Origin of the sequence: Collinsella sp. wc0529, assembly GCF_046116875.1 — a bacterium.
Classification (GTDB): domain Bacteria; phylum Actinomycetota; class Coriobacteriia; order Coriobacteriales; family Coriobacteriaceae; genus Collinsella.
In genome coordinates this window covers 449780-470730 of the sequence record NZ_JBJXBO010000001.1, presented here as the reverse complement: position 1 = coordinate 470730, position 20951 = coordinate 449780, and the positions used below count along the sequence as shown (strand labels likewise).

Genomic DNA, 20951 nt, shown 5'->3' with positions numbered 1-20951 from the left:
AGAGATAAATACCATTTAGCGGTGATATTCAACCGTTCAAGATATTATGTAATGGCATATTACGTCATATGACGTAATATGCCATTAGCAGTCAAGGATGATTGTCTGTGTTCAAGTCGAGAAAGGGGCAAAATGATTAAACTGTGTCGCGTCGATAGCCGGTTAGTGCATGGGCAGACCGTGTTCTCTTGGTATCCAACGCTTGAAGCAAACGCTATTCTTGTGGTTTCAGATGAGTACGCCGCAAGCAAAGAGCGAATTCAAGCGCTGCGAATTGCAAAACCCGCTGATGCCAAATTGGTTGTCAAAAGTGTAGAAGATTCCATCGTGGCCCTTAACGGAAGCGCGGTGGATAAATACGAGCTAATTGTTGTTGCGGGAAATGTACATGACGCCTGTGAAGTTGCGCGTGCGTGTCCAAAAATAACGTCTGTGAATTTAGGCGGCGCTCGACCGTTGGGGGATAGCGTAAAGGAGCTTGGCCCTGCTGTGCGCCTTTCCCAATCCGATATTAATGAAATTAAGAAAGCCATGGCTGATGGAATCGAGTTCGAGGTAAGGCAGGTTGCTAGCGAGAAAAAACGCATCGTAACAAGTTTTGATTTGTAGGAAGAGGGAGAAATATGCTGCTTCAAGCTTTTCTGGTTGGTCTTGCCGCTGCGATAGGTCAATCGGATTATTTACTCGGTACTGCGATGGTCGAGCGGCCGATTGTCCTCGGAGCGATTGTCGGTATTTTTTTGGGTGATATTCCGACTGGCGTTATTGTTGGTTTCCAGCTCGAACTCGCGTTCATGGGGGTCTGGCAGGTTGGTGCTGCCGTGCCGCCCAACGTAATTGTTGGTTCAGTTTTGGGAACAGCCTTTGCGATTACTATGGGTGCGGGTCCCGAGACCGCTCTGACTATTGCTATGCCCACTGCGGTGCTTGCCGGCATGTTTGACAGCCTTATGTATAGCGTTGTTACGCCTCCTATGGCTGTCTGGGCTGATCGTGGCGCCGAAAAAGACGACCCCAAAACGATTGCAGCCGCTATGTGGACCAATGGAATTCTCTACATCATTGCGCTTGGCTTGATTTGCGGCGTGGCTTTTTACGTTGGAAATGATGCTGTTCAGGCACTGATTGACGCCATTCCTGATTGGCTTACGAATGGGCTTACGATCGCAACGGGTATTCTGCCCGCGCTTGGATTTGCGCAGCTTATGTCAATCCTGTCCACCAAGGAGCTGAGCTTCCTATTCTTTGGAGGCTTCTTGCTGAGTGCCTATCTAAACATTCCGACGATCGGTATCGTGGCGTTTTCGCTGATCCTGATTGGGATTCTCAATATGGCTCACATTTTTATGCCTGCCAGTGCGGCGGTCGCTAAGGAGGTTGACGATGACAACGAATTCTAATGATGTTCTTGAGCTCTCGCCGGAGTCAAATAAATCGACCGATAAGAGAATAACCAAGAAAGACTTAAAGGCGTTATTTTGGCGTAGCTTTCCACTCAACATCATGTGGAGCTTTGACCGACAAATGAACGTTGGTTTCTGCTACGACATGATTCCGGTAATCAAGCGGTTATACGATAAGCCTGAAGACCGGATCGAGGCATATAAGCGTCATCTTGAGTTCTACAATATTCAAGTTACGTTTAATCCTCTGGTCGCCGGCATTGTGGCCTCCATGGAGGAGGAGAACGCCAACAATCAGGACTTTGACACCGCCTCAATTAACGCCATGAAAGCATCGCTTATGGCTCCGCTTTCCGGTATTGGAGATTCACTGATTGCCAGTACGCTTCGCATGATTGCGACGGGCGTTGTGACAGGACTTTGCCTTTCGGGCAGTCTGCTCGGCCCAATCCTGTTCCTGCTTCTTTATAATGTCCCAACGATCCTGATCCGCTGGTTTGGGCTTCAGTATGGTTATTCGCTTGGCAGTGGCATGATTTCGAAGCTGAACGATTCTGATGTAATGCACAAAGTTACGTCCGGCCTGGCGATTGTGGGACTAATGGTAGTTGGTGGAATGGTGGCGACCACCGTTGCAGTTACCACTCCGCTCGCTCTTAACTTCGGCGACACCGCGTTTAAGTTGCAGGAAACGCTCGATGGGATATTCCCGGCTCTTTTGCCGCTCTGCGCGTTCGGGATCATGTGTCTTTGCAATAAGAAACAGGTCAAAATTATTTGGCAGATTGTGGGCATTCTCGCTGCGGGTATTGTGCTCGGCGTCCTGGGGATTTTGGGCTAGAGAAGGCGTCCATCTTTTGAGATGCTGAACTCGAAGGACGATGCGTCTGCTCGCCAAACGGTTTTTGAATAGTGGAGCGGCATTTCATCGCAGGCATATGTGACGTGCTCGACAACGCTCACGGGGGCTCCAACGATATAACCGAGAAGGTTTGCTTCTTGGAGCCCCGCTATTCCTGCGGTGATTTTGAGCTTCTCAATACCGGTTGCGATGCTGTAATGGTTGGCGATCAGGTCGAAAAGACTGGCATTGTCTGTGAGAAGCTCCAGTAGTCCGGGCAGAGTGCCCTGCGTTGCATAAACGGTGTCGATGGCGCAGGGGGCATTTTCGATATAAACCAAGCGCGCAACTCGTTGCACTACGGTTCCGTTGTCAATTTTGAGCTCCCGTGCAATGTGGGCATCAGCCTTGATCAAGCCTGTTTCCAAGATGGACTTGGTTGTTTTATCGCCGTATTGGGGGTCGGAGCTCAAATTGAAAATGGTGCTTGTTCCTCGTTTCAGGGTGAGCTTCGATGGGTTTACGAATGTTCCCTTGCCTCGCAGGCGGTAGAGCAAGTTTTGGTCAATGAGATTCTGTACGGCGCGTCTTACGGTGATCCTGCTTACTTTGTATTGCTTGCAAAGCTCGGTTTCGGTGGGAATCTGACTGCCGCCGGGGAGTTCGCCAGAAACTATTTTCTTGAGGATATCGTTTTCAACGGTCTGATAGAGAAGCTCTGGCTGAGTGAGCTCGTCTTTTGCTGCAGGCATGGTGGACCCCTTGGTCTTCAGTTTCTTTAGTACATAGATATACGACAACTGAGGACATCATAAGCCGTTATCTCAAAAGTTATGGAAATATCGATTTGGCGTTATCGCCGAGAGGGGATTTAAGATGGGCAGACAATACGACGAGGCGTTGATTGGCGCCATCTCCGGTCGCTCGTTTATAACCGAGAAGAGGGGGCTCGAGGTTCAAATTCGTCCGGTTCCTGATGATGAAAGAGAGCATGTGCTTGACCCACGAATTCTCGAGGTATCTCGCAAGAAGATGCGGAATGTTAGCATGTCTCCGAGCTGGACGAGCCTTATTGGAATGCGCCATCGCCCGGATAAGCCGACATACCGCCTACTCGATGGTGAGGTTCAGCGCGATGAGATCCTCATGGAGGCGGCCGATCGCTATATAGATTTATTCGTCTGGACGCCACCAAATCATAAGAAGGCAAGTCCAGCGCTTGTTTACCTGCATGGCGGCGCGTTTATGGCGGGGAATGTTCTGCAATTTGAACATCAGCTCGAGTTCATCGCCGAAAAGTCTGGTGCAGTGGTGGTTTATCCAGAATACCGCTTGGCGCCGGAGACGGCATTTCCCGGGCAGATCGAGGATTGCGTTCTTGCTCTTGATTATGTGTGCGAGCATGCCGGGGATCTCGGAATCAATCCTCATAAAATAATGGTCGCCGGCGACTCCGCAGGAGGAAGCCTTACTAATGCGTGTGTTCAGCTCAGGGGTGCTGGAGCTGTAGCCCATGCCTTCGAAATCTATCCTGAAGTCGACCTTGCGGGCGAACAGGGCGAGGGATATGAGGATTTTCCTGCGATAGCCGATCAAGAGGACGTTGCGCGTTTTCGCATCGACCATCTTCGCGATTCGGACGGCCCGATGGTCGAACTTTGTGCACACGGAAAAATGTCTCCTCATGACCCGTTGATTTCTGCGCTAATGCTTGAGGACTGCACTGATTTCCCCCCGGTGACTATCGTGACATCCGAATACGATCCGCTTCGTATCCCCGATGAAAAATGGGCTACAAAATTACGGTCTTCAGGAATCGATGTCGAGGTCATCGAATATGCCGGATGTGACCATGGTTTCTTCGATCATTTTGGCGTGTACCCGCAATCGGAAGACGTGTGTTTGTTGATGGCTGAGAAGCTTAAAGAAATGGCTGCACAATAACGTCTCTCGGCGATAAGGGACTGAAGTCGCCTGTGTTTCTGCATTCGTGGTTCTCAGTCTGATTAAAAATGAGGCTTGCTCCTTGCCCGAGTGGGTGGGGGGCAGTTTGTTTTTTGTAGCGATGCGAGGCGAGTGCCGCGCACTTTAGATCGCCATTTTGCTTCGCTGTATACCACTTGACGTAATAAAAGAGGCAAGGGCGGTGCGAGGGCCAACAGTCATTCTAAGCTCGGATTCGTATTCTAAAAAGGTTGTTTCGGTTGCGCGGTACAATATAGCAAAAAAGAATGATAAAATGAATTCGAAAAAGAATTCATTTTTAGGAGGTATGTATGCCTGCTTTGCAGATGCTCGACAACCTTGTTCCAATTAGCGATTTCAGCCACGGTAAGGGCTCGGCTGCATTTTCGAAGGTTGGGGACGACAATCCTGTTGTGGTTCTCAAACACAACAAGCCAGCGTTTGTGATTGTTACACCCGATGAATATAGGGAAGCGAAGCAAGCGGAGGAGGACCTCACCTTGTTAACGTTGGCGCTTAAGAGAATGGCTGTGGCAAGTGACGATGCGCTTGTTTCCCTGTCTGATGTTATGGAAGAGCTGGGTGTGAGCCAGGACGAACTCGATCAGATGGATGAGGTCGAGTTTGAATGAGTGGGTACGAAGTCGCTTTCTACCCGGATGCTCTCAAGGATATTAAGCGTCTGGACGGCTCCCAACGAAAGATCGTCCTTAAGGCTATAGAAAAAATCAGAACGAACCCATTGCCGCAGAACGAAGGTGGATTCGGCAAGCCTCTTGGAAACAAGGCAGGTACGGATTTGACTGGCTTTATGAAGATCAAGCTCAGGGGAAGTGGCATTCGAATCGTGTACCGCCTCATCAGAATTAAAGAAAAGATGGCCATCGTAGTGGTAGGCGCTCGCGAAGACATGGAAGTCTACCGAACTGCTCAGAGACGAGAACTCGATTTCGAGAAATGGGCGGAAGAGAATATCTAGCTTTAACGATGAACGACGAGTGAGCGTTGGTGGGGCCCTGACGAATTAGATTCGTCAGGGTTTTTCGCTGAACCAATTGCCTTCAGCCTCCGTTGACCTTTCCTTCCAATTCATCAGCCAACGTACGTCATAGCAATCCCCGGTAGGTCGCAGGGCGCTTCGCGGGCGGGCCAGGCTTTATCTGAACGACTTTGCGAAGCAACCGGAGTGAAGATAAAGCCTGGCCCGCCCGCGAAGCGCCACAAAGACCGCAGGGACGGGAGCAGCTATACTACTCTCAGTAGTTAAGGGTCGCGGATCCGCCGCGTCGCCGTTCTCAACAGGAGGTCTTTGTTTATGGCAGATCAAAAGCCGGTTGTCGGGATCATCATGGGCTCCAAGTCCGATCTGGGCGTTATGGAAGGTTGCACCGCCGAGCTCGAGGCGCTTGGTGTGCCCTATGAGCTCGTCATTGCGAGCGCACATCGCACGCCGGCGAAGGTCCACGAGTGGGCTTCGACCGCTGCCGATCGCGGTATCAAAGTGATCATCGCCGCCGCCGGCAAGGCCGCTCACCTGGGTGGTGTCGTGGCTGCCTTTACGCCACTGCCGGTTATCGGTGTGCCTATGAAGACGAGTGACCTGGGCGGTATGGATTCGCTGCTGTCGATGGTGCAGATGCCTTCGGGCGTGCCCGTGGCCTGCGTTGCCATCAACGGCGCCAAGAACGCCGCCATCTACGCCACGCAGATTCTGGGCGCTTGCGACCCCGAATACCGCAAGGTTATCGAGAAAATGAAGCAGGAGATGGCCGACGCCTAGGCGTTCCGCCGTTACACCGCAGTATAAGGAGAGCCATGTCCGACTATCAGGGAAAACGATTCAAGGCTTCTCAGATTCCCGATCCGTCGAAGCCGGATGCTGCCCATGCGGCGCAGCAGGGTCGGGCATCCTCTCCTCAGCAGCCACGCGCGCCGCGCCCCGTGACACCGGCGACGCATCGTCGGCAGGACGCGCCGGCCGCATATCGACCTTCATCTTATAGCACCGCTAAGAAGCCGCCCCGGTCTTCATCGCATGCCGCGCCGTCGGATTACACCGAGCCGCCGCGCAAAAAGCGCCGCTCCATTATTCCCATTCTGCTCATCATCATCGGCATCGGCCTGATTGTTGCCGCCGCTGCCATCTTTATCAATGCTCAGATTGGCTATAAGCAGGCAAGCGATTCGTACCAGAAAATCGAAAAGCAATATGTAAGCGATAAGGACGCCAGCGGCGTGCCGATTATCGACTTCGATGCACTTGCCCAGACAAATCCCGAGGTTGTGGGTTGGATTTACGCGCCGGGAACCAACATCAACTATCCCGTGGTGCAGACCAATAACAACTCCAAATACCTCAACACGCTGTTTGACGGTACGTCCAATGCATCGGGTGCGATCTTCTTGGACAGCGACGATACCGCGCCAGGAATGGTTGACCAGCAGACTACGATCTATGGTCACCACATGAACGACGGATCGATGTTCAATGTGGTCTCGGACACGACCGATCAGGCGACGTTCGACAGCATAGAGTACGTGTATTACATCACGCGCGACGCCACCTATAAACTGCGACCACTGGCGACCAAAGTTGTCGAGGACACGTATGCCAAGGCGCGCACGCCCAATTTTGAGGGCGGTGACGGGCTCAAGAACTACCTGTCCGAGATGCTCGACGGTGCCTCTGCCGTGGCGAGCGATGCCACCGATCGTGCCGCTTCGGCAACCAAGGTCATGACGCTTGTGACCTGTCGTTCGTTATCGCTGAGCAACACGCGTGCTGTCATGGTGCTCACGCCGGTCGAGGAATAAGTTGTTCGAGAGTAGCTAAAAAGCCCCGTTCCAAATTGGCTACTCGACGACGGTAAGGGAGAAATGATGCTAGAGAATGGCAAAACGATGCCTTCGGTTGATGCTTGGCTGCGCGAGGCCAAGGCCGATGCTTCGGCGGCAGGCTGTGGGATGTATCTGACGCATAACGGTGTGGTGCGCGCGACGCCCAAGGCCGAGGCGCGCGGTGTCGAGACCGATGGCGTGGCGCCGGGCCACAAGGTGGGCGGCATGGTGTTCGGCTACGACGCCAGCAAGGTGCAGGCTGCTATCGAGGCCACGCGCGCGATGCCGGGTATCGGCTATGTGCGCGTGTGGCTGGCAAGCGGCGAGCTTGCCGTAGGTGACGACATCATGCTCGTGCTCATTGGCGGGGACATTCGCCCGCACGTGGTCGATGCGCTGCAGGCGCTCGTTGGCACCATCAAAAATGAGTGTGTGAGTGAGGTTGAGCGCGAGGCGTAGAGGTTTGCGTCGATAGAAGGCTCGTTTATAAAAATGCCCGCCGGTACGTGTGATTGAACTGCCTCCCATTTCTTGGACATGAGAAATGGGAGGCTTTCTTTATGCGCGTTGATTTGAGGGTGAAGCATGATGTCGAGGCCAGGAAGGCGGCCATAGGGCTCTTCGAGCTCGGGCACGGGTATAAATCTGCCGCGATTGCCCTTTCGCTTCCCGCGGAAGCCGTGAGAAGATGGCAGGAGATATACCGCGCGTTCGGGAGCGAGGTGCTGCTGCGCATGGACGGAAAGCAGGGCAGGTACACATACGAGCAGAAGGTCGCCGCCGCCTCCGCCGTCGTCGACGGCGGCATGACGAAGACCGAGGCGATGGCGGCGTTCGGCATAATGTCGATGTCGCCGCTCAAGAAGTGGTGCGCGCTATACCGCCGGGGCGGCGCGGAGGCCCTGCGCCCGAGGCCCAAGGGCCGGCCGAGCGGTTCCAGGGCGAGGCCGCGGACCCGCGAGGAGGAGCTCGAGGAGCGGTGCCGTAGGCTCGAGGCCGAGGTGGCCTACCTAAAAAAATTACGCGCCCTGGTCGAGAGGGACGGGCTCTGACCAGGGCGAAGGCCGAAGCGGTCGCGGCCCTGCGCGCCGAGGGGCACGCGCTCGGGCACCTGCTCGCATGCGCCGAGCTCAAGCGGTCGACCTACTACTACGCCCTCGCGCACCCGCCGAGGCCCACGCGCGCCGAGCTCCGGGAGGCGGCCGCCGAGATCTTCTCGCGCACCGCCAACGGCTGCGGGCACCGGCAGATAGCGATGTGCCTCAGGGCGGAAGAGGGGGCCGTGATAGCCGACAAGACCGTGCTCAAGATGATGCGCGAGATGGGGATTCGCTGCGGCATCAGACGCGAGACGGCCTACCACAGGCACAACTCGTACAAGGGCGTCGTCGGCAGGACGTTCGAGAACGTGATCGCGAGGGATTTCGACGCCGGGGCCCCGTGGCGGAAGCTGGGGACGGACGTCACCGAGTTCAAGGTGGCCGGCGGCAAGGCCTACTGGGCCCCGACGCTGGACTTCTGCACCAAGGAGATCGTGGCGAGCGACATATCGACCACGCCCGACATGGCCCAGCAGGCGAGGATGCTCGACGAGCTGCTGTCCAAGATCCCCGAGGGCGCCGCCCCGACCATGCACTCGGGCCGGGGCTGGCAGTACCAGCACGCCTCGTACACATCCAGGCTCGAGGCCGCCGGCATCGTCCAGAGCATGTCCAGGAAGGCGAACTGCATCGACAATGCCGCCACCGAGCAGCTCTTCGGCCACGTCAAGGACGAGTTCTACAGGGGCCGCGAGTGGAAGACGTTCGAGGATTTCAAACGCGACCTGGAGGAATACATAGTCCACTGGAACACGAGCCGGAGGCAGGTAAGATTGAAGGGCCTGACCCCGGAGGAGTACCGGAATCAGGCCCTCGCGGCCTAGTCGCTATTTAGGGCGTCCAAGATTTGGGGCGCAGTTCAGATACCGGCGGGCATTTTGCGTTTTGGGCGCGGTGGGCGCTACACGCGCGTCGCATCCTTGGGGCTCATGGTCATGCTCTGGAAGCGGTTTTCCATAAAGTCATTATCGAAGTACTTGCCGTAGAACTGCGCAACGGGAATATCCGGTTCCGTGCCGTTGACGCGCTGATACCAATAATCGAGCGACTGCAGCGTCATAACGCCATCGACCAGCATAATGATGGTGAAGATGACGGTAGCCGAGTAGCGGCTCTTCCACGGAATCATGTTGATGAGCTTGAGCAGCCTCGGCAGCAGCAGCTTGATCCAGATGAGGCCACCCAGGCCCCACAGACAGGCGAAGCCCGTGCAGGTGCGTCCGCCCGTGAGGACCACGAGCGGGTCGGGCATACCGAACAGCGTTATGTGCGAGTAGCTCCACGAGACCACGCCAAACGCGGTCTGCATAAACCAGCCCACGAACACCTCAAAGCTGGCGCCGAGCAGGGCGCTCACCAGGAAAATGATGATGGGGTTCTTTTTATAGAAGCGGTTGAGCACCATGGTCATGAGCACGGCACCAAAGCCGTAGATGGGGCTGAAGGGGCCAAACAGCATACCGGCGCGGTCCTGGTAGACACCCGGATCGTTGACGGTCATATGCCAGATATCCTCCAGGACCAGGCCGAGCACGCAGCAGACAAAGAATACCCAGAACAGGTTGAAGTAGTTGAGCTTGATGTAGCCCTCGCCGGTTTCATCGCGCCCGAGCATGCCCTCGGCGGCGGCGTCGCGGTCGAGCATCTCCTGCAGGCGGCGCTGCAGCTCGCGCTCCTGGCGCAGTGTGGGGTCGACGGTGGCCGAAAGCGCGACGAGGATGCCGAGCTGGATGGCAGGGCGCAGCAAGAAGGGCCCGATGCCCTGGAGCATCACGTCAACCAAAAGCTCGACGACGGTAAACGCGATAAGGATATAGGACAGACGGGCGGCATTGCGGCGCTGGTTCTTGATGAGGTCCAGGCCAAAGATGATCAAGATGACGGCACTGGCAGCCGAGAGCATGATGCCGGCGACAATCAGTCCGACCGCGACGAGCGTGTTGTCGCCGAGCTTGGCGGCGGCGTTGCCGTTGATGAGTGCGGTGATGACCTGCCACATAAAGGCGCCGACCGACGGGAGCGTGCCCACGCCGGACAGGATGCACAGGACGGCGTATACCTTAATGATGAGGGGGATCTTCTTGACCTCCGTGGCGCTGGGGACGCTGGGGTCGAGTTCGTTTCGATCCATACATAACCTTTCTCGTTTTGCTGTAGGTACAAGGATACGCCGCCGACCTGCCAAAAGACAGGACGAACGTCCCAATTGCAACAATGTAAGTCCTAACGGCGGGCGAGACACGTCGCAACGGAAGTATGCGGGATCGTCGGCCCCGAGGCGGTTGCCCAATAAAATGTTTGGCTGCAAAACGGATTATAAGCTCGGTGGGCTTTTAAAAAGCGCTGTTCATGCGCGGGAGTGCTTGTCTTGCCGTGCGTATAATAGGGCAGGTAACGCCAAATAACGAGGCTCTGAGGGGATGCCATGTCTCAAGAAACCATCCGCGCGGCCGAGCGTGCCGCGGGACAGGTGAACACCATGTCGACGTATGATCCGGACTCCGACCAGCTGCATGAGGAATGTGGCATTTTCGGCGTATGGGCGCCCGATCGCGACGTGGCTCGACTGACGTACTTTGGCCTGCGTGCACTGCAGCACCGTGGCCAAGAATCGGCGGGAATCGCTGTTGGTGACGGCGGTACGGTTATGGTCCGCAAGGATCTGGGCCTGCTCGACCGCGTGTTCTCCAATGCCGACCTGTCGACGCTCTCCGGTCAGCTGGCCGTGGGCCATGTGCGCTATGGCACCGCCGGCGCCAAGAGCTGGGAAGCCTCTCAGCCGCACCTCTCTACCATCAATAGCGTCATTATCGCGCTTGCTCACAACGGCACTCTGGTCAACACCGACGAGCTGCGCCGCCAGCTGATCGAGCTGGGTGTGCCGTTCCTCTCCAATTCGGATTCCGAGGTCGCGACCAAGCTTATCGGCTACTTTACCCAGCGTACGGGCCACCTGCGCGAGGGCATTCGTAAGACCATGGAGCTTGTGCGCGGCGGCTACGCCATGACGCTCATTAACGAGCAAGCGCTCTACGCATTCCGCGATCCGCACGGCATTCGCCCGCTCGTGCTGGGCAAGCTGGTGGACGAGGGTCTGGACCAGGCCGATGCCGCATCCGTTTCGCAGCTGCCGTCGCAGGACGGCGCCGCGACGGTCGACGCCACCACCCATGTCACCCGCGCCGGCGGCTGGGTCGTTGCCTCCGAGACCTGCGCACTCGACATCGTGGGTGCCGAGTACGTCCGTGACGTCCGTCCCGGCGAGATCTTGCGCATCAGCGCCGAGGGTCTGGTATCCGAGCAGGGCGTGCCTGCAGCCGAAGAGCCCGCCAACTGCATCTTTGAGCAGGTCTACTTTGCCCGCCCCGACTCCATCATGAACGGCAAGAGCGTCTATGCCTGCCGTTACGACATGGGTCGTCAGCTGGCACACGAGGAGCCCGTCGAGGCCGACCTGGTCATCGGCGTGCCCGACTCCGGCCTGCCGCCCGCGGAGGGGTATTCGCACGAGAGCGGTATTCCCTTTGGCGAGGGCCTCATCAAGAACCGCTACGTGGGCCGTACGTTTATCGAGCCCACGCAGGAGCTGCGCGCCATGGGCGTGCGCATGAAACTCAACCCGCTGCGTGACAACATCGAGGGCAAGCGCCTGGTCGTCATCGACGACTCCATCGTGCGCGGCACCACCATGGTGCAGCTCGTCAAGATGCTGCGCAACGCCGGCGCCAAGGAGATTCATATCCGCATCAACTCGCCCGAGGTCATCTGGCCGTGCTTCTACGGTATCGATACCGACGTGCAGTCGCAGCTTATCAGCGCCAACAAGACGGTCGACGAGATTTGCGAGTATATCGGCGCCGATTCGCTGGCCTTCCTTTCGGTCGAGGGCCTGCTTAAGGTCATGCCCAAGGGCGGTTACTGCGATGCGTGCTTTACCGGCCGCTACCCCGTGGCGATTCCCGAGAGCTTTGGCCGCGACAAGTTCATGGAGGGCTTTAAGCCCCGCAACCTGGACAAGCCGCTGCACTTTGATGACGACGCCGTGGTCGAGAAATACGACGATCGCAGCTGGGAAGAGGAACACGGCGAGGCCTAAAACCTGCCAAAAAGGGACAGGTTTATTTTGGTAGGTTTTACCTGCTGTTTTGTTGATATGACGGCGCGCGTTGTTATGGCGCGCGCCGAAATGAACGCAACTATGAGCACCGTTTGGCGCCCGGGCGGCGCCACGGTAGTGGGAGAGGAAGGCTCAGATGAGCGACAGCAAGCATGTGACGTATGAGGATGCCGGCGTCGATACCGCCGAGGGCGGCCGCGCCGTTGACGCTATTAAGCAGATGGTTAAGGACACCAACCGTCCCGAGGTCATCGGCGGCATCGGTGGCTTTGGTGGCCTGTTCTCGGCTGCCGCGCTTAAGGATATGGAAGACCCGATTCTGATTAGCGGTACCGACGGCGTGGGCACCAAGCTCGTGCTCGCCCAGATCATGGACCGTCACGAGACGGTGGGCCAGGACCTGGTTGCTATGTGCGTCAACGACATTCTGGCTTCGGGTGCCGAGCCGCTGTTCTTCCTGGACTACGTTGCCATCGGCCACATCGAGGCCGAGCACATGGCAAAGATCATCAAGGGTGTGGCCGACGGCTGCAAGCTCGCGGGCTGCGCGCTCGTGGGCGGCGAGATGGCCGAGCACCCCGGCGTCATGGCTCCTGCCGACTACGACCTTGCCGGATTTACCGTGGGCGTCGTCGACCGTCCCAAGATGCTCGACCCCGCGAATGTCCGTCCCGGCGACGTGATCCTGGGCCTGCCTTCCACCGGCGTGCACTCCAACGGCTACTCGCTCGTGCGTAAGGTCATTGGCGTCGACGGTATTAAGCCGGGCACGCCCGAGGCCGCCGCTAAGGCCGAGGAGCTGAGCCGTCCGCTCGAGGAGCTCGGTGGCGCATCGCTGGCAGACGCCCTGTTGGCCCCCACGCGCATCTATGTCAAGCCGATTCTTGAGTTGCTCCGCGGCGGCGCCAACGTGCACGCCATCGCCCACATCACTGGCGGCGGTATTACCGAGAACCTCAACCGCGCGCTCGCCGACGACGTCGACGCCGTGGTCACCCGCAACGGTGCCGAGATGGGCTGGGACGTTCCGCCCGTCATCACCTACGTGTCGCGCCAGGCCGAGCTCGCGCCCAATGAGGCATGCAAGACTTTCAACATGGGCGTTGGCCTGTGCCTGATCGTCGCCCCCGAGGACGAGGTCGCGGTTACCGAGGCCCTGATCGCGCTGGGCGAGAAGCCGTTCCGCGTGGGCGAGTGCGTCGAGGGTTCCGGTAAGGTCGTGTACTCCGATGAGCGCTAACGAGCAGATGGCTGCTGCCGAGGGCCTGGGCTTTGTGCCCTACACCCGTCCGACCGGCACCGATACGGCCGAGCCGCTCAAGATCGGTGTGCTCATCAGCGGTTCGGGTACTAACCTGCAGGCGCTGATCGATCTGATCGCTGCCGGCAAGCTCAACGCTTCGATTGAGCTTGTGGTGTCGAGCCGTCCTTCGGCTAAGGGTTTGCAGCGCGCTGAGCGCGCGGGCATCCAGACGCTCACGCTGTCCAAGGATGTCTATGCCGACCCTATTGCCGCCGACGAGATCATCGCGCACGAGCTTCTCGAGCGCGGCTGCGAGTATGTGGTCATGGCCGGCTACATGCGCATGGTGCACACGCCTCTACTGGCGGCGTTTCCCAACCGCGTGGTCAACTTGCATCCGGCACTGCTGCCGAGCTTTACCGGTGCGCATGCGATTGACGATGCCTTTGCGCGCGGTGTCAAGGTGACCGGCGTGACCGTGCACTTTGCCAACGAGATCTACGACAACGGCCCCATCATCGCCCAGCGCGCGCTGGCTGTCGAGGAAGGTTGGGATGTCGACACGCTCGAGGAGCACATCCACGCGATTGAGCACGTGCTGTATCCCGAGGTCGTGCAAATGCTCGCCGACGGCCGCGTCCACGTGCTGGAGAGCGGCAAGGTCGCAATTGACGCGCCTCGCGGCTAGCGGCGCACAGTACAATTTAGCCGAGTAGTCAGGGTGGTCATTGGCGCCAAGGCGCGCGTGGCCACCTTTTGTTTTGGGTAGTCACCTGCGACGTTCTTTAACGACTAGTCATTTAAGAACGTCCCCGATGGCTAGGTGAGAGAGGTGAGCGCATGGCGGATAACGAAGCGCTGTTTACGCCTGAGCTGGTGTTTTTTGATTGGGAGTGTGCGACGCCGGATGAGGTGTTTGCGCGGCTCGAGGGCAAGCTTGCACCACGTGGCTACATTGCCGACGGTTGGCTCGACGCCGTTCTCACGCGCGAGGATGCCTATCCCACGGGCCTTGCCATGCCGGCGGCAAACATTGCCATTCCGCATACCGATCCGGGGTTTGTGACCAAGCCCTATATCGCGGTGGTGAAGCCCACCGCGCCCGTGACATTTAACGCTATGGCTGGCATGGGCGCTCCGGTGCCGGCGCAGATCGTCATTAATCTGGGCATCGCCGAGCCGGGCGGCCAGGTCGAGGCCCTGCAGGCGCTCATGAACATCTTTATGGACGCCGATGCCGCAGCCGACGTGCTCGGCCAGACCACGCCCCAGGGTATGGTCGACGCCATCCGCCGCCACTTCTAAGGTGGGGCTGAGTCGGCACTTGGGGACGTTCCTTTTAATATGAGCAGGACATTGTCAAGAGGCAAAATCGGGCCTGGCCCCAACGATATGGGGTCAGGCCCTCTCCCTATATCAACCCGTCCGCGGCGACCTCGGCGTGTCTTCCCGACGCTCGTCTTTGCAGTTTAATATCCGCCCGCGGCGATCTCTCGCTGGGCAATCCGTTGCTACGGCTGAGGCTTCTACGTCGAACCGACAGTCTGTGCACGCGTGTGGCGCCCTGGGCGCTCGCAGAAAAGGGACCTGAGGTTCGCCTCAACGGCTTCGGATCGAACCGCTTCCGGGGTGATCGGCTTATGTGCGGGGGACCGCCCCCCTACGCCTCCTCGGCCATGAGGCCGACCGCCCACACCCAGCAGGCGAGCTCGCGCGCCGTGGCCACGTTCGCCTTGTTGTTGTGGACCCCGCGCGCGAGCAGCGCCTCCCGCCTCTCGACCAGCCTCCGCACGCCCTTGGCGGCATGCCTGCGGGCGACCCGGTCCGGGGCCTGGCCCTTGGCGAGGCCCTTCGGCCGCCCCGAGCACGTCAGGTAGTGCCACGCGGCCTCGACCAGCGCCTTCCTCAGGTGTTTGTTGCCTGCCTTGGTGATCGCGCCCCTGCGGTCGCTCTCCCCGCTGGAGTGCTCGGAGGGCGTCAGGCCGACCCATGCGGCGAACGACCGGGCGTTCCTGAACCTCGAGAACTCGCCGGCCTCGAACACGAGGTCGGCGGCGGACGCGGTGTCGACGCCCTTGAGGCAGCGCAGGGAGTCGACCCTCCTCCTCCACCTGGGCTTGCGGGCCTCGGCCTCGACGAGCCCCTCGAGCCGCGCCTTCTCCTCCGCCGCCCGCCTGACCGCGTCGACGTAGTAGGCGAGCACGTCGTTGTCGGCCCCCTCCGCGAACCTAATCGACTCGATCCAGGACCAGTGCGCCCGGGTCCAGTTGCCCTTCCTGCGGCCGGTGGGCGTCCTCTCGTCGAAGGCGAGCCCGTGCCTGAGCAGGAACTTGGAGAGCCGCTGCTTCGCGCGCGAGAGGTCGTCCCTCGCGTCCTCGAGCGCCCTGGTCAGGTCGCGGGCGGCCTCGCACTCGTCGTCGGGGACCCACACCTCGACGACGTTGCCGACCGACAGCATGCGGGCGAGGAACTCGGCGTCGTTGCGGTCGTTCTTCCTGCGCCTGTCCGCGCTGGGCTTGATCATCTTCGAGACGGCGCCGACCACGCAGTCGACCCCGAGGCCGGAGAGCCTCTTCTGCAGGTCGAACCCCGTGACCCCGGATTCGTACACGCACCTGGCCTTTGGGTCCACGGACCGCACCCACTCCGCGACTGCCCCGGCGTCGTAGCCGAAGGTCGCGCAGCGCACCTCCCCGGTCATGACGTCGAGGGAGACTGCCTTTATCGAGCGGGCGTGGACGTCGAGGCCGACGAAGGTGGTAGTATCGAGCATGGGAGCCCCTTCCATGAATGCGGCGTGGCCGCCGCGGCTGAATTAGACACTCACCATTGTCGGCCTAATCCGCGGTCTTTCATGCAGCAGGGGCTCTCAATGTTTTTATGTCCTGCTCATATCGTCTCTGCCGGCACTTGGGGACTGTCCCTAACTGCCGGCAGAAAAGGAACGTCCCTAACTGCCGGCTGCCAGAGCTGTCCCCTTTGCACCAAAATGGTGCAGATTAATCTGTCCCCAATGCACCAAGCGTGCCGCGGGGGCTGCGTTGTGACACAATGGCGTTTGTTCGATTCGTTATGCGAAAGGCCAACTATGGCAAATAAGAAAAAGAACTCCGAGGCCGCGCCGACGCCCGAGCAGCAGGCCCGCGCTGCCTCCAGCTCTCGCAAGAAGCAGCGCAAGACGTACGTGTCTAAGACCGTCAAGATCGTCTTGGTGGTCATCGGCGTGCTGGCGATGCTGCTTTCCGTCTCGGCGATGGCGTGCTCCGGCCTTATGTCGCAGGCCGAGGACACCTCGGGCTACAAGCTGACCGGCGGTGTCGCTGCTACTATCAACGGCACCAACCTTACCGAGGACACCGTGACCAAGCAGATCATGAGCATGCGCACGTCCTACGGCTACACCAAGGATGAGGATTGGGCGCAGTATCTGGTCGACAACGACCTCACGCCCAAGAAGTACCGCAAGCAACTCATCGACTCCTACACGCAGCAGATTCTGCTTCAACAGGCACAGAAGGAGAACGGCGTGACGGTGTCGGACGAGGAGGTCGAGAAGGCTTGGAAGGACGCGTGCAAGAGCGCGGGCGGAGCCAAGGCCTTTAAGAAGACCCTCAAGACCTACGGCTATACCGAGGACACCTACAAGGACTCGCTCAAGGAGAGTCTGGCGCAACAGAAACTCAAGGATGCCGTCGCGCCCACGAGCAAGCCCAAGGACAGCGAGATTGTCGATTACATCAACGAAAACCTGTCCAGCTACAACGACGCCCGTCGCTCGTCGAACATCCTGATCAAGGTTGATTCCGACGCTTCCGACGAGGACAAGGCCGCCGCCAAGGCCAAGGCACAGGAGTGCCTGGACAAGATCAACTCCGGTGAGCTGAGCTTTGAGGACGCCGTCGAGCAGTACTCCGAGGACACCGGTTCCAAGGAGAAGAAGGGCGATGTGGGCTGGGATAAGCTCACCACCTTTGTCGACAGCTACCAGACGGCGCTCGAGGGGCTCAACAAGGGCGATGTGAGCGACGTGGTCGAGTCGACCTATGGCTACCACATCATCAAGTGCACCGACTACTTCCATGTCGATAATCAGGTTGATGACATCAACCAGGTGCCCAAGGCCATCAAGAAGTACGTCTCCAACGTGGTGAAGACGCAGGCGGCCAGCACCGCGTACAGCGAGTGGCTAGAGCAGTACAAGAAGGATGCCGACATCACCGTCAATCCCATGCCCAAAGACGTGCCATACAACGTCAGCCTGAAGGGCGTCACCAAGAGTTCGACCGACGATTCGTCGACGACCGAGTAATCATGGGGCGGTGCTCGCGCGAGTGCCGCCCACGCTATTGAGGAGGATTTGCAGATGACCAACGAAGAGCTGCAGAAGGAAATGATCGCTGCCATGAAGGCCAAGGACAAGGTTCGCCTGTCCATCATTCGCCAGGTTAAGGCCGAGGTGAAGAATATCGAGGTTAACGAGCGCCGCGATGTGACCGAGGAAGACGTCAACAGCATGATCAAGCGTCTGATCAAGCAGACGAGCGAGACGCTGGAGATGTCCATCAAGGCCGGCACCGACCAGGAGCGTACCGACAACCTGACCGAGCAGGTCAAGATTCTGGAGAGCCTGCTGCCCGCGCAGGTTTCGGGCGAGGAGCTCGAGGCCTTGATTGAGCAGGTCATCGCCGAGCTGGGCGCCACGTCCAAGAAGCAGATGGGCCAGGTTATGGGCGCACTCGGCAAGGCCACCGGCGGCAACTTCGATAAGCCTGCCGCGGCAAAGATCGTCGGAGCCAAACTCGCGTAGGGGCCGAGCGGTACATAGTTGATGTCGAGGGGGCGTGACCATTGCAGTCGCGCCCCTTTTTGATGAGCTGGGTACTCATTGGGGACTGACTTAAATGAGTGCCCAATGAGCAGGTACTCATTTAAGTCAGTCCCCAATGAGTGGGTTAAAGGTTGCGGGTTCTTTACGGGAATGTAGTGTGGGCTGCGGAAACGCGGTTCTTTCCGTACAATAGTTCAACTCGTGTAAACGCAGGGAAGGGACATTCATGGCAGACATGATCGAGATCAAGCATCTCAACAAGTACTTTGGCGACCTGCATGTGCTCAAAGATATCAATCTCACCGTCAAGCGCGGCGAGAAGCTCGTAATGATCGGGCCTTCCGGCTCGGGTAAGTCGACGCTCATCCGTTGCGTCGATTATCTGGAGGAGCCCACGTCGGGCGAGGTCGTCATCGACGGTACGCCGCTCACCAAAAAGAATCACCTGGAGATGGCTCGCAAGTATAGTTCCATGGTGTTTCAGCAGTTCAACCTGTATCCTAACATGACGGTGCTCGGCAATCTGACGCTCGCGCCCATCAAGCTGCAAAAGAAGAGCAAGGAGGAGGCGACCGAGATCGCCATCGCCGCGCTCAAGCGTGTTGGCATGGCGCATAAGGCCGGCGAGTATCCGCAGAATCTTTCGGGCGGTCAGCAGCAACGTATCGCCATCGCCCGTGCCCTGTGCACCAAGCAGCCCATCATCCTGTTTGACGAGCCGACCTCGGCGCTCGACCCCGAGATGGTCCAAGAGGTTCTGGACGTTATGATTGAGCTCGCGCAGGAGGACATCACCATGATCTGCGTGACGCACGAGATGGGCTTTGCGCGCCAGGTGGCCGACCGCGTCATCTTTATGGAGGACGGCCGCATTCTGGAGGAGGGCACGCCCGAGCACTTCTTCGATAACCCCGAGAACCCGCGCTGCCGCGAGTTCCTGTCCAAGATTCTGCACTAGGCGCGGTGATGGACATGACGGATATTACGAGAGCGGCCGTGTCGCGCCGTCGCTTTTTGCAGCTGGCGGGCGCCGGCATGCTCGCGCTGACGGGGACCGCGCTTACCGGTTGCGGCAACTCCAACAGCGGCGAGGACTCCGGCAAGGGGTCCAAGCTTGCGGCCATCAAGTCGCGTGGCCATCTGAATGCCGGCGTTAAGAAGGACGTTCCCGGCTACGGCTATTACGACACCGCCAAGGGCCGCTTTGAGGGCATGGAAGTCGATTTGTGCTACCAGATCGCCGCTGCCGTCTTTGGCGTGAGCTACAAGGAGGCCCGTGCCCAGGAGCTTGTCGAGTTTACCGACGTAACGCCCAAGACGCGCGGCCCGCTGATCGATAACGGCCAGCTCGACGTGGTCGCGGCGACCTACACCATAACCGACGAGCGCAAGAAGAGCTGGGATTTCTCGACGCCGTACCGCACCGACTACGTGGGACTCATGGTCAAGAAGCGTTCGGGCTTTACCTCGATTGAGGATTTGGACGGCAAGGTCATTGGCGTGAGCCAAGGCGCCACCACGCAGAGCCTGATCGAGCAGATGATCAAGGACAACGGCTTTAGCTGCAAGCCCGAGTTTAGGGCCTTTAGCGGCTACCCCATCATCAAGAGTTCGCTCGACGCCGGCAATATCGACGTCTTTGCCATGGACCGCTCCACGCTGGCCGGTTACATGAACGAGACCGTTGAGCTGTTGCAACCCGAGGTCAAGTTTGGCGAGCAGGGCTACGGCGTGGCGACCAAGAAGGGCTGCGACCTTTCGGCCGTGGTCGATCAGGTGATTTGCGATCGCCTGGCCGACGGCTGGCTCGATCAAGAGGTCAAGACCTGGGGTCTTGTATAGGCGCATCGTCCAAGGAAGGAATCAAATGCTCGAAGGATTATTTGACGCCGACCGTTGGTCGACGACATTTCAAAACATGGGGCCCTTCTGGGAGGGCTTTGGCGTGACGCTGCAGGTGGTCGTTGCCGGCCTGCTGCTGTCGCTGGTGCTGGGCACGCTGCTGGGCGTGTTCTCTACCACTCGCTCGCGCGTGCTGCGCGCCATAAGCCGCGTGTACGTGGAGTTTTACCAGAACACCCCGTTGCCCGTGCAGGTGCTCTTTATGTACATGGCCGGTCCGCAGTTTTTGCAGGCCATAACCGGTGCCGACCAGCCGGTGCGCATCGCGCCGTTCGTGTTGGGCTTCTTGGGTGTGGGCCTGTATCACGCGGCCTACATTTCGGAGGTCATCCGCACTGGTATCGAGGCGGTTCCGCGCGGTCAGATGGAGGCGGCCCAGAGCCAGGGCTTCACCCGTGCGCAGGCGTACTGGTACATCGTGCTGCCCCAGACATTCAAGATCATTCTGCCGCCGCTGTGTAACCAGGCACTCAACCTGGTCAAGAACACGTCGGTGCTGGCGCTTGTGGCCGGCGGCGACCTTATGTACCGTTCCGACAACTTTGTGAGTCTGTACGGTTACCTGCAGGGATACATCGTCTGCTGCCTTATGTACTTCATCATCTGCTTTCCGCTCGCCATGCTGGTGCAGTGGCTCGAGCGCCGCTCCAAGGAGCGTCCGCGCGGCGTGAGCCTGGCCGAGCTGGGGCTCGACAACGTAGAGGAGGCCTAGCG

General features: G+C 58.6%; 23 protein-coding genes. 20 read left to right on the top strand and 3 right to left on the bottom strand.

Features of this window, described 5'->3' with window-relative positions:
- Window positions 1-132: 132 nt before the first annotated feature.
- Genes ACKUTP_RS01970 through ACKUTP_RS01960 form a run of 3 tightly spaced genes read left to right on the top strand, consistent with a single transcriptional unit; the run spans window position 133 to window position 2244 of the window.
- Complete coding sequence (locus tag ACKUTP_RS01970) at window positions 133-609, top strand: PTS sugar transporter subunit IIB (protein WP_006235818.1); 477 nt, start codon at window positions 133-135, stop codon at window positions 607-609.
- 14 nt (window positions 610-623) lie between these two features.
- Window positions 624-1400 carry a PTS sugar transporter subunit IIC gene (locus ACKUTP_RS01965; protein ID WP_006235817.1) on the top strand — a complete coding sequence of 259 codons (777 nt, stop codon included), beginning with the start codon at window positions 624-626 and terminating at the stop codon, window positions 1398-1400.
- Complete coding sequence (locus ACKUTP_RS01960; RefSeq protein ID WP_006235816.1) at window positions 1384-2244, top strand: PTS system mannose/fructose/sorbose family transporter subunit IID; 861 nt, start codon at window positions 1384-1386, stop codon at window positions 2242-2244. Before ACKUTP_RS01965 ends, ACKUTP_RS01960 begins: the two co-directional genes overlap by 17 nt.
- On the opposite strand, the gene ACKUTP_RS01955 is transcribed toward ACKUTP_RS01960, so the two are convergent.
- Window positions 2241-2996, bottom strand: coding sequence for a GntR family transcriptional regulator (locus tag ACKUTP_RS01955; protein WP_055287610.1), 756 nt, complete (start codon window positions 2994-2996; stop codon window positions 2241-2243). The two genes, ACKUTP_RS01960 and ACKUTP_RS01955, sit on opposite strands and share 4 nt — an antisense overlap.
- Before the next feature lie 124 nt (window positions 2997-3120).
- Here ACKUTP_RS01955 and ACKUTP_RS01950 point away from each other — a divergent pair, with 124 nt between their 5' ends.
- The 8 genes from ACKUTP_RS01950 to ACKUTP_RS01915 all read left to right on the top strand — a co-directional run bounded on the left by ACKUTP_RS01950 (window position 3121) and on the right by ACKUTP_RS01915 (window position 8971).
- Window positions 3121-4188 carry an alpha/beta hydrolase gene (locus ACKUTP_RS01950; RefSeq protein ID WP_055287608.1) on the top strand — a complete coding sequence of 356 codons (1068 nt, stop codon included), beginning with the start codon at window positions 3121-3123 and terminating at the stop codon, window positions 4186-4188.
- A gap of 332 nt (window positions 4189-4520) precedes the next feature.
- Window positions 4521-4841 carry a type II toxin-antitoxin system prevent-host-death family antitoxin gene (locus ACKUTP_RS01945; protein WP_055287606.1) on the top strand — a complete coding sequence of 107 codons (321 nt, stop codon included), beginning with the start codon at window positions 4521-4523 and terminating at the stop codon, window positions 4839-4841.
- Complete coding sequence (locus tag ACKUTP_RS01940; RefSeq protein WP_006235811.1) at window positions 4838-5188, top strand: type II toxin-antitoxin system RelE/ParE family toxin; 351 nt, start codon at window positions 4838-4840, stop codon at window positions 5186-5188. The genes ACKUTP_RS01945 and ACKUTP_RS01940 overlap by 4 nt, the downstream gene beginning before the upstream one ends.
- Before the next feature lie 336 nt (window positions 5189-5524).
- Window positions 5525-5989, top strand: a complete 465-nt coding sequence (gene purE, locus ACKUTP_RS01935; protein ID WP_006235810.1) for a 5-(carboxyamino)imidazole ribonucleotide mutase — start codon at window positions 5525-5527, stop codon at window positions 5987-5989.
- 35 nt (window positions 5990-6024) lie between these two features.
- Window positions 6025-7023 carry a sortase domain-bontaining protein gene (locus tag ACKUTP_RS01930; RefSeq protein WP_409063439.1) on the top strand — a complete coding sequence of 333 codons (999 nt, stop codon included), beginning with the start codon at window positions 6025-6027 and terminating at the stop codon, window positions 7021-7023.
- Between the two features lie 66 nt (window positions 7024-7089).
- Window positions 7090-7506: a molybdenum cofactor biosynthesis protein MoaE gene (locus tag ACKUTP_RS01925; RefSeq protein WP_409063438.1), complete on the top strand. Its 417-nt coding sequence runs from the start codon at window positions 7090-7092 to the stop codon at window positions 7504-7506.
- Between the two features lie 101 nt (window positions 7507-7607).
- Entirely contained in the window at window positions 7608-8099 is a 492-nt protein-coding gene (locus ACKUTP_RS01920; RefSeq protein WP_195503260.1) for a helix-turn-helix domain-containing protein, read from the top strand.
- Complete coding sequence (locus ACKUTP_RS01915; protein ID WP_409063871.1) at window positions 8066-8971, top strand: IS3 family transposase; 906 nt, start codon at window positions 8066-8068, stop codon at window positions 8969-8971. Before ACKUTP_RS01920 ends, ACKUTP_RS01915 begins: the two co-directional genes overlap by 34 nt.
- 77 nt (window positions 8972-9048) lie before the next feature.
- Here the strand turns inward: ACKUTP_RS01915 and ACKUTP_RS01910 are convergent, their stop codons facing one another.
- Complete coding sequence (locus tag ACKUTP_RS01910; protein ID WP_117848443.1) at window positions 9049-10278, bottom strand: putative ABC transporter permease; 1230 nt, start codon at window positions 10276-10278, stop codon at window positions 9049-9051.
- 294 nt (window positions 10279-10572) lie between these two features.
- Between ACKUTP_RS01910 and ACKUTP_RS01905 the strand changes: the two genes are divergently transcribed.
- The 4 genes from ACKUTP_RS01905 (at window position 10573) to ACKUTP_RS01890 (ending at window position 14812) form a co-directional block, all read left to right on the top strand.
- Complete coding sequence (locus ACKUTP_RS01905; protein WP_409063437.1) at window positions 10573-12243, top strand: amidophosphoribosyltransferase; 1671 nt, start codon at window positions 10573-10575, stop codon at window positions 12241-12243.
- Between the two features lie 157 nt (window positions 12244-12400).
- Window positions 12401-13504: a phosphoribosylformylglycinamidine cyclo-ligase gene (gene purM / locus ACKUTP_RS01900; protein WP_409063436.1), complete on the top strand. Its 1104-nt coding sequence runs from the start codon at window positions 12401-12403 to the stop codon at window positions 13502-13504.
- Window positions 13494-14195 (top strand): phosphoribosylglycinamide formyltransferase, encoded by a 702-nt coding sequence (gene purN, locus ACKUTP_RS01895; protein ID WP_055285383.1) that lies wholly within the window; start codon window positions 13494-13496, stop codon window positions 14193-14195. The genes purM and purN overlap by 11 nt, the downstream gene beginning before the upstream one ends.
- 152 nt (window positions 14196-14347) lie before the next feature.
- Complete coding sequence (locus tag ACKUTP_RS01890; protein ID WP_409063435.1) at window positions 14348-14812, top strand: PTS sugar transporter subunit IIA; 465 nt, start codon at window positions 14348-14350, stop codon at window positions 14810-14812.
- Between the two features lie 355 nt (window positions 14813-15167).
- Here ACKUTP_RS01890 and ACKUTP_RS01885 read toward each other — a convergent pair whose 3' ends face one another.
- Complete coding sequence (locus tag ACKUTP_RS01885; RefSeq protein ID WP_409063434.1) at window positions 15168-16280, bottom strand: IS110 family transposase; 1113 nt, start codon at window positions 16278-16280, stop codon at window positions 15168-15170.
- 315 nt (window positions 16281-16595) lie between these two features.
- Between ACKUTP_RS01885 and ACKUTP_RS01880 the strand changes: the two genes are divergently transcribed.
- From ACKUTP_RS01880 to ACKUTP_RS01860, 5 genes are all read left to right on the top strand, one after another.
- Window positions 16596-17816, top strand: coding sequence for a peptidylprolyl isomerase (locus ACKUTP_RS01880; protein ID WP_409063433.1), 1221 nt, complete (start codon window positions 16596-16598; stop codon window positions 17814-17816).
- Window positions 17817-17870: 54 nt separating this feature from the next.
- The gene (locus ACKUTP_RS01875) at window positions 17871-18314 is read left to right on the top strand and encodes a GatB/YqeY domain-containing protein (RefSeq protein WP_006235801.1); all 444 of its coding nucleotides are present in this window, start codon (window positions 17871-17873) and stop codon (window positions 18312-18314) included.
- 247 nt (window positions 18315-18561) lie between these two features.
- Window positions 18562-19293, top strand: a complete 732-nt coding sequence (locus ACKUTP_RS01870; RefSeq protein ID WP_022094215.1) for an amino acid ABC transporter ATP-binding protein — start codon at window positions 18562-18564, stop codon at window positions 19291-19293.
- 8 nt (window positions 19294-19301) lie between these two features.
- A complete protein-coding gene (locus ACKUTP_RS01865; protein WP_409063432.1) occupies window positions 19302-20177 on the top strand; it encodes a transporter substrate-binding domain-containing protein in 876 nt (291 codons plus the stop codon).
- Window positions 20178-20202: 25 nt separating this feature from the next.
- Window positions 20203-20949 carry an amino acid ABC transporter permease gene (locus tag ACKUTP_RS01860; protein WP_035136546.1) on the top strand — a complete coding sequence of 249 codons (747 nt, stop codon included), beginning with the start codon at window positions 20203-20205 and terminating at the stop codon, window positions 20947-20949.
- The last annotated feature ends 2 nt before the right edge of the window (window positions 20950-20951 follow it).